The 14,121-nt window shown below is 39.7% G+C and carries 15 protein-coding genes; 2 read left to right on the top strand and 13 right to left on the bottom strand.

Annotated features, from left to right (window positions below; all coding sequences use genetic code 11):
• Positions 1 to 244: 244 nt before the first annotated feature.
• A complete protein-coding gene (locus CRI9333_RS18510) occupies positions 245 to 955 on the bottom strand; it encodes a hypothetical protein (RefSeq protein ID WP_157462350.1) in 711 nt (236 codons plus the stop codon).
• 405 nt (positions 956 to 1,360) lie between these two features.
• Between CRI9333_RS18510 and CRI9333_RS18505 the strand changes: the two genes are divergently transcribed.
• On the top strand, positions 1,361 to 2,551 hold the full coding sequence (locus CRI9333_RS18505; protein WP_041226808.1) for a glycosyltransferase family 4 protein: 1,191 nt from the start codon (positions 1,361 to 1,363) through the stop codon (positions 2,549 to 2,551).
• Between the two features lie 178 nt (positions 2,552 to 2,729).
• Here the strand turns inward: CRI9333_RS18505 and CRI9333_RS18500 are convergent, their stop codons facing one another.
• The 5 genes from CRI9333_RS18500 to CRI9333_RS18480 all read right to left on the bottom strand — a co-directional run bounded on the left by CRI9333_RS18500 (position 2,730) and on the right by CRI9333_RS18480 (position 7,238).
• Positions 2,730 to 2,984 carry a UPF0175 family protein gene (locus CRI9333_RS18500; protein WP_015204696.1) on the bottom strand — a complete coding sequence of 85 codons (255 nt, stop codon included), beginning with the start codon at positions 2,982 to 2,984 and terminating at the stop codon, positions 2,730 to 2,732.
• 150 nt (positions 2,985 to 3,134) lie between these two features.
• Entirely contained in the window at positions 3,135 to 3,359 is a 225-nt protein-coding gene (locus CRI9333_RS18495; protein ID WP_015204695.1) for a hypothetical protein, read from the bottom strand.
• Positions 3,343 to 3,828, bottom strand: coding sequence for a hypothetical protein (locus CRI9333_RS18490; RefSeq protein WP_015204694.1), 486 nt, complete (start codon positions 3,826 to 3,828; stop codon positions 3,343 to 3,345). The genes CRI9333_RS18495 and CRI9333_RS18490 overlap by 17 nt, the downstream gene beginning before the upstream one ends.
• Positions 3,829 to 3,978: 150 nt before the next feature.
• The gene (locus tag CRI9333_RS18485; protein WP_015204693.1) at positions 3,979 to 6,567 is read right to left on the bottom strand and encodes a TIGR03960 family B12-binding radical SAM protein; all 2,589 of its coding nucleotides are present in this window, start codon (positions 6,565 to 6,567) and stop codon (positions 3,979 to 3,981) included.
• A gap of 335 nt (positions 6,568 to 6,902) precedes the next feature.
• Positions 6,903 to 7,238 carry an STAS domain-containing protein gene (locus CRI9333_RS18480; protein WP_015204692.1) on the bottom strand — a complete coding sequence of 112 codons (336 nt, stop codon included), beginning with the start codon at positions 7,236 to 7,238 and terminating at the stop codon, positions 6,903 to 6,905.
• Positions 7,239 to 7,747: 509 nt separating this feature from the next.
• Here CRI9333_RS18480 and CRI9333_RS18475 point away from each other — a divergent pair.
• Positions 7,748 to 7,948: a hypothetical protein gene (locus CRI9333_RS18475; RefSeq protein ID WP_015204691.1), complete on the top strand. Its 201-nt coding sequence runs from the start codon at positions 7,748 to 7,750 to the stop codon at positions 7,946 to 7,948.
• Positions 7,949 to 8,063: 115 nt separating this feature from the next.
• On the opposite strand, the gene CRI9333_RS18470 is transcribed toward CRI9333_RS18475, so the two are convergent.
• The 7 genes from CRI9333_RS18470 to CRI9333_RS18440 form a co-directional block, all read right to left on the bottom strand.
• Positions 8,064 to 8,459, bottom strand: coding sequence for a hypothetical protein (locus CRI9333_RS18470; protein WP_015204690.1), 396 nt, complete (start codon positions 8,457 to 8,459; stop codon positions 8,064 to 8,066).
• A gap of 144 nt (positions 8,460 to 8,603) precedes the next feature.
• Positions 8,604 to 10,619, bottom strand: a complete 2,016-nt coding sequence (locus CRI9333_RS18465; protein WP_041226115.1) for a ribonuclease catalytic domain-containing protein — start codon at positions 10,617 to 10,619, stop codon at positions 8,604 to 8,606.
• Between the two features lie 126 nt (positions 10,620 to 10,745).
• Entirely contained in the window at positions 10,746 to 10,961 is a 216-nt protein-coding gene (gene rpsR / locus CRI9333_RS18460) for a 30S ribosomal protein S18 (protein WP_015204688.1), read from the bottom strand.
• A gap of 100 nt (positions 10,962 to 11,061) precedes the next feature.
• Positions 11,062 to 11,256, bottom strand: coding sequence for a 50S ribosomal protein L33 (gene rpmG, locus CRI9333_RS18455; RefSeq protein ID WP_015204687.1), 195 nt, complete (start codon positions 11,254 to 11,256; stop codon positions 11,062 to 11,064).
• A gap of 53 nt (positions 11,257 to 11,309) precedes the next feature.
• The gene (locus CRI9333_RS18450) at positions 11,310 to 11,840 is read right to left on the bottom strand and encodes an RDD family protein (protein WP_015204686.1); all 531 of its coding nucleotides are present in this window, start codon (positions 11,838 to 11,840) and stop codon (positions 11,310 to 11,312) included.
• Positions 11,841 to 12,280: 440 nt separating this feature from the next.
• Positions 12,281 to 13,738, bottom strand: coding sequence for a RecQ family ATP-dependent DNA helicase (locus CRI9333_RS18445; RefSeq protein ID WP_015204685.1), 1,458 nt, complete (start codon positions 13,736 to 13,738; stop codon positions 12,281 to 12,283).
• A gap of 90 nt (positions 13,739 to 13,828) precedes the next feature.
• The gene (locus tag CRI9333_RS18440; protein WP_015204684.1) at positions 13,829 to 14,113 is read right to left on the bottom strand and encodes a hypothetical protein; all 285 of its coding nucleotides are present in this window, start codon (positions 14,111 to 14,113) and stop codon (positions 13,829 to 13,831) included.
• Positions 14,114 to 14,121 lie beyond the last annotated feature (8 nt).

Raw genomic sequence — 14,121 nt, 5'->3', positions numbered from 1 at the left:
TTTGCCAGGTTGAGATTAGAAGATTGGTTAAAGGGCGATCGCACTCTACTATTTGCTCTGCTTCCTCTGCCAAAAAAGGAAAAATGTAAAAAAACTACACTTGTCAGTCCCCCCTCCCTCCCAGGGCTACTTCCGCAGTGACGAGAGAAAATAATTTGGGTAGGATTGCCTGTAGAACAGTGGAAGAATTCGGGAAATTTTTCCCCTGCCCCTCTGCCCCCCTGCCCCCTGCCCTCCCTCCTCTCTATCTATTTGCCGTAGATTGGATAATTTTGCTATCAAGCTTACGCGCTGCATCTGTGATTGACAAAGCTGGCTGATCTCCTTTCATATAGAGAACTGCTGTCAATGCTCCAACATTTTCCCGCCGAAAAACGCCTAAATCCATGTTGACTGATTGACCGATAATATTCACACCTACTTGCAGACCAGTTGAGGTAGTCGCCAGTTTATCCATATCGGTAAGTGTGTTGTAACTTACCACTTCCACTGGGACTTGCGGCAGGGACTTGAGTTGCTCCTTGAGTTCAGCTACCATTTGTTCCTGAACTGCTGGTTTCTTTAAATCTTGCAAACTAGCATCGAATCTAGCTTGATCTGTCTGAGTCGGAAGATTAGCTGTCATGCCGACAATGACTTGCAATGTATCTGGATTGATAAAGGCAAATACGTCCTCTGTCTTAATATTGGCTAGATTGAGCTTTTCTTTAAAAGCTTCCAACTGGGTAGCAATGACTGTAGCTACTTCTGGTGACAAGGGTTGAAATCCAGCAGGTAAATCTTGGACAGTTAGCTTGATACCTGGCTTTGTTTGCGTTTCGGTGGCAGCCAGTTGTACGGTAGTTGTAGAGACTTTAGCTTGATTAGTAGGCTGGGCGATCGCGCCCTTAGAGTAGCTACCAGTTAAAACAATGCTTGCCAATAAAGATAAAAGCAAGGGTAATTTTTTTGTCATTGGGATTAAAAAAAAAGGCAATTGATCACTTACTACTAGCATAGTTCTCCCATACCTTGAGTTGCCACAATTTTTTGAGGTAAGGCACAATCTGCTTGATTTATTAATATTCGTTATTCTTGCAAAAAATTTATTGGATAGAAGTCACAATTCAGAATTCAGAATGTAATTATTAAATGATTTAGCTCCACAAATAATTAGGAACCACGAAATTTGGTGGGGCGCAGAACCTATTTACTCATGCAGGAGTCGCACAGAATTGTCCTGAATTATAATTCCTGAATTCTTGTTATTGTTATCTAGTTAAATCATAACTTTCCTAAATTTAGGTGAAATTGCCTAGACTGACTTTGCCAGAATATGTCAGTGTGTATAAATATGTTAAAGATTGGTGAAGCCGACCTCATGAAGATTTTGGTACTGAGTTGGGAATTTCCACCTCGGCTTGTAGGGGGGATTGCTCGTCACGTGGCAGAGTTATATCCTGAGATGGTCAAACTGGGGCATGAAGTCCATTTGATCACTGTGGAATTCGGTCAGGCACCACTTTATGAGGTGGTAGAAGGCATACATATTCATCGAGTACCTGTATGGCATAGCCAGGATTTTTTCCACTGGATCTGTAACATGAATGAAAGCATGGGACGACATGGTGGCAAGTTAATTCAGGAAGAACAGCCATTTGATTTAATTCATGCCCATGATTGGCTAGTAGGAGATGCTGCGATCGCTCTCAAGCAGACTTTCAAAATTCCCTTAGTTGCTACCATCCACGCAACTGAATTTGGTCGCCATAACGGTCTTCATTGTCATACGCAACACTACGTCTGTAATAAAGAAAAGCAACTTGCTTACAACGCTTGGCGGGTTATTGTTTGTACCGACTATATGCGCCGAGAAGTTGAACGAGTGCTAGAAAGTCCTTGGGATAAAATTGATGTAGTTTATAATGGCATCCGTCCTGAGAAAAAACACCGTCATCAAGAATTTGACTATTGGAACTTCCGGCGGAGATTTGCTGCCGATGATGAGAAAATTATTTACTATGTAGGTCGGATGACTTACGAAAAAGGTGTTTCAGTCTTAATTAATGCTGCCCCGAAAGTGCTGTGGGAAATGGGGGGTAAGGCTAAATTTATTTTTATAGGTGGTGGAAATACCGACCATTGGAAGCGTCAAGCTTGGGATTTAGGGATATGGGACAAGTGCTATTTCACAGGTTTTATGTCCGATAGTGACTTAGATAAATTCCAAACAATTGCTGATTGTGCAGTATTTCCCAGTTTGTATGAACCATTTGGGATAGTGGCGCTAGAAAGTTTTGCAGCGCGTGTACCTGTAGTTGTATCTAATGCAGGTGGTTTACCAGAAGTAGTACGACATACTAAAACAGGTATTGTTACATATACAAATAATCCAGAGTCACTTGCTTGGGGAATGTTAGAAGTATTAAAAAACCCCCGTTACGCTTGTTGGCTGGTGGATAATGCTTATCAAGATTTAGACCGCCACTTCAATTGGGCGAAATTAGCCCAGCAAACCGAGGCGGTGTATGGTAGGGTATTGCATGAGCGATCGCAAGTCGATTGGCTGTAATACAATTAACAATTAGCTAATTTGTAGGTTGTGGTCAAGCGCAGCGCAACCCAACAGAGTATTAATCTACAGGTAACAAGTATAATCCTGGTTTTGCGGTTTCATCAGGTAACAATTCTTTACTGCTTTTAACGCATTTTAGATTTTATATTTAATTTAATTAATTATTTTCTCTGGATTAGGCATTCTCTAAGTCTGATAATAATTCGGCTTCCGTAAGGTCAATCATAGGGATACCGTAGTCTTTTAATTTGAGTAAGAATGTCACTCTGTCTACGCCAATTAAAGCGGCTGCCATGCCAGAAGAAAGGCGCTTTAGTTCAAACATTTTGACTGCCATTGCCCATTTAGCATCAGTTTCAAATTGTTCTTTTGTTTGTTGTAAAGCGTCGGGAAAGGTTTCGGGATAGTCAATTTGAAGTTGATAAGACATAGGGAAATAATGATAACCGCATTACCTAAAGCTTAAGAGTGTGGCGAGTGCGTTCGAGTTGGCTGTGTATATCAGTTGCAATAATAGTTTACATTAATTATTTTAATTACACAGCCATTACTCCCTGATTGTCAATATAAATTTCAATAATTATTCAATTATTTCTTCGTATTGATTACTATCCGTATCTTTAAATTGTTCCATTTCTCTAAAAACTTCATCTAAAGATTTATCATCTAACCATTGATACCGTTCTTTGGTATAGTCTCCTTTGCCAGGGCTGAAATATTGAATAAAACGAATAGCATTAACGACTCCTAGAGAATCTACTAATGCTTTATATCCTTTTTGTACAATTTCATTTTGCGTTGTCATTATTAGTTTCCTCCGTTTGAATAATTTCCGCTACCCATTGCACAGGATTACTAATATTTACATAAATCAATTGCAAATTTTTTTGGGCTTTTTTAAGCAGTCTGTCATCTGTTGTGAGAAATACATCGGCTTGGCTTCTTTCTGCACTGGCAATATGAGTAGCATCATAACTAGAAAATCCCAGTTGTTGTAATTCATTAGCTCTTTCCTTAAGAAACAAACTGCTAATTACTTTAATTTTGGCTATTGATAAGAATTTTGTTACGTTTTTAAGTCTGTCTAAGTCTGGAGTTTGGCTTAATTCAGCATCTAAAGCATTGCTAGTAATTAATTTCCATTTCCCTAATTGACATTGACTAAGAATAGTTAAAACTGCTTCACTTTCTAAATGAATACGTGGTTGTTGTTGGTCATCAAAAGGACGATTTAAACAACAAACATCAAGATATATTTTATATTTTTTGCCCATTGATTCAGACACAACATTATTTCAATCATAGAAAAATTAATTTTTGGTAGGATGATCTACATAAAAATTATGTTTCTGTATGTGCAGGTATAGCTAGACAATGAAATGATAAATTCAGTTATTTATAAAATCTGCACTTACTTAAAAGAACTACATCCCAAGTATCAATTTACAGCGATGAGTATGTAATAACCTAAACTCCTGCTGCGCTACTTGCTCTAACATAAAGATTAAATGCTCAGGTCTTAACATCGTTCCATCATTCAAACAACTACCCACATAACGCAACTCAACAGAATTATTTCTGTGTTTGTTGGCTTCTTTTATCTCCAAATCAAACAAACGATCGCACAAATTAACAAGCTTCTTCTTCCCAGATTTAGTAGTTTGTTCCCACGAAATCTCCTCTCTTGCTTTCACCGTCTCAACCCAGCTTTCCCACTGTTCAACTGTGGCTAATGTCTCAGTTTCAACTGTTAACAAATACTCAGCTTTCTCTAAAGATTGCGTAGCTGAAGGCGCTTTTAAATCAACTTCTTCAACTTGATAAACTGGAATATCCGAAGGTAACTTTGCTACTAACTTCTGTTTAAATACCTCAATATCCATCCATTGAGTTAATTCAAAATCTACAATATCCCCATTACTGGTAGCACCCAAAGGCAGCGCGTTTGCAATCATAATTTTAGGGCTAGGATGGAAACCGCCAGTAAAAGCAACTGGTATTGATGCACGTCTAATCACGCGATCGAATAAACGTGCTAAATCTAAATGACTTACCAACCTCATATCACCTTGCTTACCAAACCACACCCGTAAACGTTGTACCCGTGCTTGATTTGGCGTAAAGTGACCAGCAAATTGTGGTATTTCTGGCGGTGCAATTACAATATTGTGACCAAAATCAGTGCCACACACACCACAATGAGAACAACCATCAAAAGAACAATCTGGTACTGTTGCTGCTTCTAAAGCTTTTTGCAAATCAGCTTTCAGCCAGTTTTTATCAATTCCTGTATCAATATGATCCCAAGGTAAACGCCCATCTAAAGGATTATGGGTTTCTGTATCTTCAAAAACATTCCATTCCCCTTGTTCTACTTGGCGGTATTTCCAGCTTAAATTAGCTTCTGCGATCGCATTTCCCCATGCTGCAAAAGCCCGCTCTATACTATCAAACCACGAATCCATCCCCGCGCCCAACTCCCAAGCGCGACGCAACACAGGCGCTAACCTTCTATCTCCACGCCCAATAAAATTTTCCATCGCAGAAAGACGGATATCAGTGAAATTAACTTTCACCCCTCTCATATTTCTAAATTCATTTCTCAGTAACTTTTGCTTACGTTCCAACTCCGCATTAGACACAGAATGCCATTGAAAAGGTGTATGCGGTTTCGGTGTAAAGTTAGAAATAGTGAGATTAAAATTTAAAAATCTTTTCCCCTGTGCGCGGCATTCTTGTTTTAACCAGCGTACAGTTTCAGCAATACCTACGACATCTACATCTGTCTCTCCGGGCAAGCCGATCATAAAATAAAGTTTAATCTTTTCCCAACCTTGCTCAAATGCGGTTTTAACACCCCGCAAAAGTTCTTCGTTAGTCAAACCTTTATTAATAATATCCCGCATTCGCTGTGTACCAGCTTCCGGCGCAAAAGTTAAACCACTTTGTCTATTACCGCCAATAATATTAGAGATATTCTCATCAAACCTATCTACTCGCTGACTTGGTAAAGATAAAGTAATATTTTCATCTTTCAGGCGGTTTTTAATCTCCATCCCCACCGCAGGTAGTGCCAGATAGTCGGAACAACTCAGGGATAATAGGGAAAACTCATTATAACCAGTAGCACGCATTCCCTTTTCGATCGCATCTACTACTGCTTCCGGTTCCACATCTCGCGCAGGTCTAGTTAACATCCCTGGCTGGCAAAAGCGACAACCGCGTGTACAACCGCGCCTAATTTCAATAGCTAGTCGGTCATGTACAGTTTCAACTATTGGAACCAACCCCATCGAATATGCTGGCATGGGAGTTGCCACTCGTCTGACAATCCGCGCTGGTACATCAGCACGATTAGGATGAACTGAACCATCATCCGCCAGATCATAAAATTGCGGCACATATACACCAGGAACTTGTGCCAAATCTAGCAATAACTGTTCGCGGCTTAATCCTGCTGCCTTGCCTTCTTCTAAAACTAAACCAATTTCCGGCAGTAATTCCTCACCATCTCCCAAAGCCACAAAGTCAAAAAAGTCAGCGTAAGGTTCAGGGTTAGAAGTTGCAGTCTGCCCACCTGCAAAAATTAAAGGACATGAACTACCTGCACGTTCTTTCCAAGTTAAAGGAATGCCAGCTAAATCCAACATTTCTAGGATATTAGTGGCTCCTAGTTCATAACTCAGGCTAAAACCTAAAATATCAAAATCTGTCACTGAACGCCGAGACTCTACGGCAAATAAAGGTGTTTGAGTTTCCCGCAGTTTTGCAGCTAAGTCTGGTGCTGGTAAATAAGCGCGATCGCACAGTTGCCTGGGCTGGGCATTTAAAATATTGTAGAGAATAATATGCCCTAAGTTAGATGCGCCAACTTCATATACCTCTGGGTAAGTAAGCACCCAGCGAACTTCCGCACTATCCCAAGCCTTGTGAATTGCCCCCAACTCGTTTCCTAAATAACGTGCTGGTTTGAGAATCTCTGCCGTGAGTAACTGCTCAACTGCAACTGCCACTATTAAACCCGCCTTTTCAGCGCAACTATTTAACCATCCTCACTATAACGGATGTTATTAGTAGCGCATCGTTCAATTCCTTAGCCTTAAGCTTTGAAACTTCATAAGCTTAAGGCTAAGGAATTGAGATGTTTCTGCTACTCGTTGCTATCGGCACAGAAACACCCCACAGTATTGTTACTTTTAATTATCCAGGCTCATATTAGTGAGCGACATTTTAAAAAAACTTCTCCAGACTGGGAACAAAAGAGCGATCGCCACTGTCTTAATTGATACATCAAATAACTCCTAGTCGAGCTTTAATATCCGATTAAGTGAAATTTGCAGTTTTGGTGCTAACTTAACGTTGCTTCAAAAGCTGCTTTATTTTCAAAAATCTCAAATACTCGATCAAGTTGAGTTAATTCAAAAATCATCCTGACTGCGGGGGAAACTGAACAAATACTAAATCTTCTTCCTAAACTCTGAGCCAGATTGAGTGCAGATACTAAAGTCATCAAACCAGCACTGTCTATATACTCGATTTGCTCCATGTCTAGCAACAAGATCGACACATCAGGCGCGGCGACGGCTGTAGTTAACGAACGCTGAAACCTACCTGCATTAGCAGCATTAACATAACCCTTAGCGGGAAAAACCGTAACTTGTGGTTTTACAATCATTGTTTGCATGGTTCAATCCTGTTATAAAAGCTATAAATTTTAAATTGCGCTAATTCTTAGAAGATAGACTGTTAAGCATACTCTTTACCACCTCCAGGGAAAGATTTTGTTAAATATTTATACAATTTATTGTTGACCCGACATTTTTTCGGTAATTAATCGGCAAATAGTATCCTGCAATACTAAAACCTCTCAGGTTTTTTGAGAAACCAGTACAGGGATCTAGGTAAAACGACAATAAAACCATATACCGGAGGATAGATACAAGAAACTTATTTTGGGTTAAAAAAATTTTACAAACTCTACTTTAGAAATATGTTTTTAAAATTAATATTGAATATTATTATTAATATAATTAGTTAAAATAAATTGTATTAATTGCTATAATGAACATAACTTATACAAAGAAAATAACGATTATCTGGATAATTTAATTAAATATTTTCCATTCATGTTAAATTAAATAACAAATATATTAATATCAATTTTTCATTTACCCACTTTAATCAAAATGTCCTATGAAAACTACTTACGCAATCCGTCAACTGGTTGAAAAAGCTCTCTATATCAAAAGATTGACCCCTGATATAGAGAATGAAATTAACTACGAACTCACACGAATGGGTCATATCTCCGATGTGGATTATGAAGCATTAGAGTTACTGATGGCAGAAATGGATGCGGGTCGGGTGCAGTTAGTTCCTAGTTGGTTAGGCTGAGGAGTTTCTACCTGAAAAACCAGCAAAATCTCCTATAGACATCTCCAGAAATTAAAGATGCGTTACATAAAACTAATGTAGAGACGCAGCATAGTACGTCTCTACATTTCTTAGTCTAAGAAGCCTTAAAAGCTTGAGGGTAAGCATCGCACACTTGGCGAACAAATAATCTCAACTGCTTGTTTACCCCAGCCTTATCCGGCGGTTGCCTTTCTGGGGTATCCAAGTACATTAATAAAGGAATCACCTCTGTATCTAATGCTGCACTAAACAGAGTTAACGGCAATAACAAATCCGCACCTTGCCGCAAATCATAAACTGTATTGTCTGTTGATAGCCCAGGCGAACAATATATGTCCATAGTCGCCAGCATCAAAGGACGCGCCCAGCAGATTTGGCGTGATGTGACTATTTGGATAACTTCTGCGTAAAGACGAGTATTTTCGTACTCTAAACAAACAATCTGACGAGGCTCAAAGGTATCTGTCGGAACGATTGATGCTTGATTCACTTTGATAAATAGACTAGCTGTATATCTGTGTGCATCTGTGTTTATCTGTGGTTTAAAGCCTTGTACATCTCCTTTAAAGATATTTTGACTAATCAGTAGGAAGTATAAACCACCATCTTCTTGATAATTGTTAATTGTTAATTGTTAATTGTTAATTGTTAATTGAGCCTCATGATTAACCGACTCTCGCAAATGAATCACATCTTGGCGAGGGTCAGCATGGCTAACTTGTACTTCTAAGCGATCGCCTGGATGTAAAGAACGCTTAAAACGCATAGCTAATTCTAAACCTAAATCTTCTAACAAGATCAACCCCAAGTTATCATCTTCGCGCAACCAACGCAGCATTTGCGCTTGCCAAACTTCTCCCGCATTACGACGAAGATATTCTAATCCCCAATAACGATTCGTCTGGCGTTCTACTAAAGTAGCTTCATAAGCAGAACTACTAACACTTAGCACAATTTCTTGTAACTTTTCTGCCGAAAATGGCAACGGTTCGCCACGTAAATGAGCTTTAATCTGAAAATGTGCTAATAAATCACTGTAGCGACGAATCGGAGATGTTACCTGAGTATAAGTTTCCAAACCTAAACTAGCGTGTCGTGCTGGCGTAACGCTCATTTCACTGCGAGGCATACACCGCCGCATCGCACAAAAACGCACTGGACCTGCTGGCAGTTGCAATAATTCTTCTTGTGGAGGCAATTCTGGCTGCGGTTGACTGCGATAAAGTAAAGGTAATTGGTGATCTTGACCGTAACGACCTGCAACCTCACCCGCCAAAATCATCATTTCTGCTACAAGCTGACGGGAAGGTGAATCTTCTAATACATTAATTGTAATTTCATCACCGTATACCTTAATCGAAGCTTCCGGCATACTAATATTAATCGAACCTTGGGATTGTCTCCAAGATTGACGTAGACGTGCTAAAGCAGCAATATCAGCGATTTCCGGTTCTGCCTGTACGCCTAACTGTAGCATTTCGTCTACATCTTCATAAGTCAGACGATAAGTTGGCTTGACCGAGGTAGGATGAATACGATATTCCTCAACCCCACCAGATTCATCTAAAATTACGCCAAAACTCAAAGCATAACAAAGCTTACCCTGAACTAAACTCATTGGTCCCGTTGCCAAATCTGGCGGAAACATGGGAATCATCCCTGTGGGTAAGTATAGTGTCGTAGTACGCCGACGCGCTTCGAGGTCTAAATCATCCCCTGGCGATACTAATCTACTTGGGTCAGCAATATGTATCCATAGGCGCTGACGACCATCAGAAGAAGTTTCCACACTTAAGCCGTCGTCAATCTCTTGGGTACTTTCATCGTCAATAGTATAAACCTTGAGATGTGTTAAATCCAAGCGATTTGAGTCGGGGTCGGCGGGTGGATTTTCCACCATTAGCTGGGTCACTTCAACTACCTTATTAGAAAACTGCACAGGAATTTGACTACGGCGCAAGGACAGGTTTTCGTGAGGACTCCATAAACCTATATCTACCAGGAAATCGAAGGCGCTTTGAGCGTTTTGAGGTCGTCCTATCGCTGCTAAGATATCTTGCGCCGGACGAGATGCTGTCTCTGGTTGCAGGGCAAATCTTTCTACAGCATCAAGTCGAGTGCGATCGCTATCTTGCCAGTGTACTACTTCACCACTTAATGCTTGCTGTATTCGTGTTAAAAATTCTTCTTGCTCTCGTCGTCGTTGTTCCCCAACTTCGAGTTGATGCTTTAATTCTGCTACCTGATTAGCACTACGGGGTTCATAACCATCCCCCTTATTCTTAAAATAAATCTTATCCTCTGACAGCAATAAATAAGCTGCATAACAATAGACAGGACTTTGATCTGAAAAAAGTATTGAAGCTAGGGTTGCTGGGTCAAACGTTTCTCCATCTTCTACCAAAAGTTCCCATGCTACTTCCACACTTGATGGGTCTAGCAGTGGTTGGACTTCTGCCAAAAAGCTGGGAATATCCGATGGTTTATATGTTTGACCCTTAACCTCATAGGTAATTTTCCGGGGATGAAGGGTGTGGGATTGACTACGAACGTCGATCGCAATCCAGTGTTTTTTGCCCTCTGGACGGTCTATAACAGCCAGACGGCGCTCTCCATTTTGCCAAAATTCGATTAATGTTCCCTTCTCCACCAGTTTCGATATCCCCGGTTCTGTATTAATTAACACCTACTATCCAGTCTAGCTTTTAGAGAGTCTGGTAAAAAAACCAGCAGACGGATATCAAGTGTTGTCTGCTATTAAATCGCCCTTACGTCTTTAGCCTTCTTGGTTAATGAATGGCAATAACGCAATCAATCTAGCTCGCTTAATCGCCAGAGTTAAATGACGTTGTTGTTTTGCTGTTAAACCGCTAATGCGACGAGGTAAGATTTTGCCACGTTCAGTCACGAACTTACGCAATAAATCTACATCTTTGTAGTCGATGGGTTCATCTGGTTTAACTGGGGAAAGGCGCTTGCGAAAATAGGTCATAATTTTTTGTTACTCAGTAGTGATTGTTGGTTAATTATTCATTGCTGGTGGCAAATCGTTCTTTGAACTAGGAACGATGTGCATCCCAGGCAACTAAAAATTACTTAATTTCCTTGTGAACTGTATGGGTGTTGCAATGCCGACAAAACTTCTTGATTTCTAGTCTTGCAGTAGTGTTTCGGCGGTTCTTTGTCGTTGTATAGCGCGAAACGCCTGGTGTTCGCTTGTTGGAATTCGTGCGACACTCAGTGCATTCCAGCGTAATAATAATCCTGACTCCCTTTTTGGCTGCCATAATTCGCCTTCTACAAAATCCAACCTGCGGACACAATTAGACACAAATTTCTATTATTTCATGTTACGGGTAGTATCAGCAAGTATTTTTTTTATTTTTAGATCGAGGGAAAAGCCTCTACGGGTTGCTACTACTTGGGTTTGACTGATGCGATCGTGAAATGCTTGTTGCAGATCCGCATCGGTAAAGGCTAGTCCACAATCAGCAACTAAAGGGCTAATTAGCAGCAATAAGGAAATAGCGTTGCTCAGACCAATAATTAGACCAACCAGCGCCAGCATAGAAACAAATCCCGCAATGCCTTCTCGAAGAGCTAAGTCTACAAATCCTGGTGTTTTACCAAATTTGGCATTAACTACTTTCATATCCAGGGCGTAGCGACCTAAACTTTGCCCTTGATTTTTGGATACTAGCACTACTCGCAACACTAACCATGCCAGAAGAAAAATTACTGCGTTAGCAAATAAAGTTCCTCCCAGTAAGACACTCAAGATGCTCACTGCCAGAAAATCAATTATAAAAGCCGCAACTCGTCGCTGAATCGGCACTTTGGGAAAGCGACTGTAGCCTAGTTGGTCATTCATGGGAAATGCCTTGTGGAGATATTTAGTTCTGGGAAATAACTTTTTGGCTGGGCTATGAATCTATTGTGAGGCGGCTATGAAATTTTTGATCAACTTCGGCGCAGTTAATGGTTAAATAATTTATATGGTAAATTTTGTATAATATGTTATTCGCTTAAAAAAGCACGGATTTACCATTTTGGAATCATCCATCTGGCTTTATCCTATAAGTATGGTAGTTGAGGCACGATCTTTTACACAATCATCGCTGCACAAAAATTTACAATCAAAATTTACACATTGGTAATCTGTGGGCAAGATGTCCAAATTACCTCTTATATTTTCCAATATTAATAAAACTTACGCTGAGTTAAAAAGTTGAGAGTATTCAAAAGCTGATGAATTAAGGCTTGTTCTCAATTACAATTCACATTGATAGTCAAAGTACTTAAATTTTTAGATTATCTACAATTATCACAATGTCCACAATTAAAATTAGTTGCTTCTTTGGTAAACCCAAAAGCGCGTAACAAAAACTGCCAACGACAGTCCCGCGTCTTGAGATATTCACTCATTTGAGATTGAATTTGTTGCTGTAATTTATTCAATTCGTCAAAAGATCTAGATTTTCCTGACGAATGACGGATATAATTAAATGGGTCTTGCCACTGTAATTGTCCAGCACTGTGCAACAAAGAAAGAGCAACTGCACCATCATTAAACTGCTTTGTTACTGCTGTTAATTCCCCCTGCCGTGGAATTTTTCGAGCAATTTGTTCAGCTTTTTGGTATTGTAAGCGCAACTTTTCAGCGAAAAAATTCTGCCTTTCTTTATCCTCTGGATTTAAAAACCCAGTTGGTTCACTAATTAAAGTAAGTGCGTCTGCTGGTTTCCCATCTCGTCCGGCGCGTCCGATTTCTTGGACATATTCAGACAGCAAAAAAGGCGTATGAAAATGAGCTATCCAACGCACATTGGGTTTATTAATACCCATACCAAATGCACAGGTACAAATCACAAAAGGTATTTCCCCAGTTAACCAACTAGATTCAATTTTACGTCTTTGTTCAGGACTTAACCCTGCATGATAAGCTGCGGTGGCATAATTTTGTTGCTTTAACCATTCTGCTAACTCCTCACTATCTTTACGAGTGCGGACATAGACTAAACCAGTTTGTTTTAATCTTGCTTGAATAAATTGTAATAATTGTTGTTTGCGTCCTCTAGGTGTCCAAACAATTTGCACCTTGAGGTTAAGATTGTTGCGGTAAGGATTAATTAAAAATATTTGTGGTTGTTGTAGTTGTAAAACTTGGCGAATAGTTGCTTGTGCTGTAGGATCTGCTGTAGCGGTGAAAGATGCGATCGCTATCTTTGTCCCAGCAGGTTTAAACTTAAGTAAAGCTGGTCTTACTGCACCCAGTCGTCGATAAGCTGGTCGAAATGTTTCCCCCCATTGCACCAAACAATGCGCCTCATCTAAAATTAACCCATTAATCTTTAATTGCGGTTGACATAACCTTTCCCAAACTGGCGCACTGAATAAAGTTTCTGGTGATAAATATAGTAATCTTAGCTGTTGCCTTTCCAACGCTTGTAAAGTTTGCTTGCGCTGGTAAGATGGTACTTCACTATGTAATAATGCTGCTGGTAATTTTCGCTCTTTTAATTCCTGAACTTGATTTTCCATTAATGCTACAAGCGGAGAAACTACCAAAGTTAATCCTGTTTGTAGTAATGCTGGAAGTTGAAAACAAATTGACTTTCCTCCACCAGTAGGCATCACAATTAAAGAATCTTGCTTCGATAATAAGCTGCGAACAATTTCCCCTTGAGGCGGACGGAAATCTTCATAGCCCCAAATTTGCTTGAAAGTAGAACGAACTTGTTGCCAAGATGTTGTATCAGAAGCATTCATAATAGAGATGCTATCTAGAAAATTTTTAATAAAATTACATTATAAATCTAGTAGATGCTTTTTAATTAGCTTGTAACACGCTCGATACATTTATTTACGCTGCATTATGCCCAGTATTCCCATACCAGCTAAAATACCACCGAGTAGTATCCAAGTCCCATCAAAACCAACATTAAGTCGATGAGTGTTCTCTCGGTGAGCCATCACAAATAACTCGCTTTGACTCGCTTTTTCATCTGCTAATTTTTGAAAACGTTGGTTAGCCTCTACCAAAGCCATATAATCATTGATTCCCCACAAAGTAGATGCGACCATAACAACACTACCAGGAATTACTATTAGTAGAAACAGAATGAGAGTTCGATAACGATTCATTATACCTC

Origin of the sequence: Crinalium epipsammum PCC 9333 (assembly GCF_000317495.1) — a bacterium.
GTDB lineage: Bacteria > Cyanobacteriota > Cyanobacteriia > Cyanobacteriales > PCC-9333 > Crinalium > Crinalium epipsammum.
Note: the sequence above shows the minus strand (reverse complement) of the source record. Positions and strands in the feature narration are given on the sequence as shown.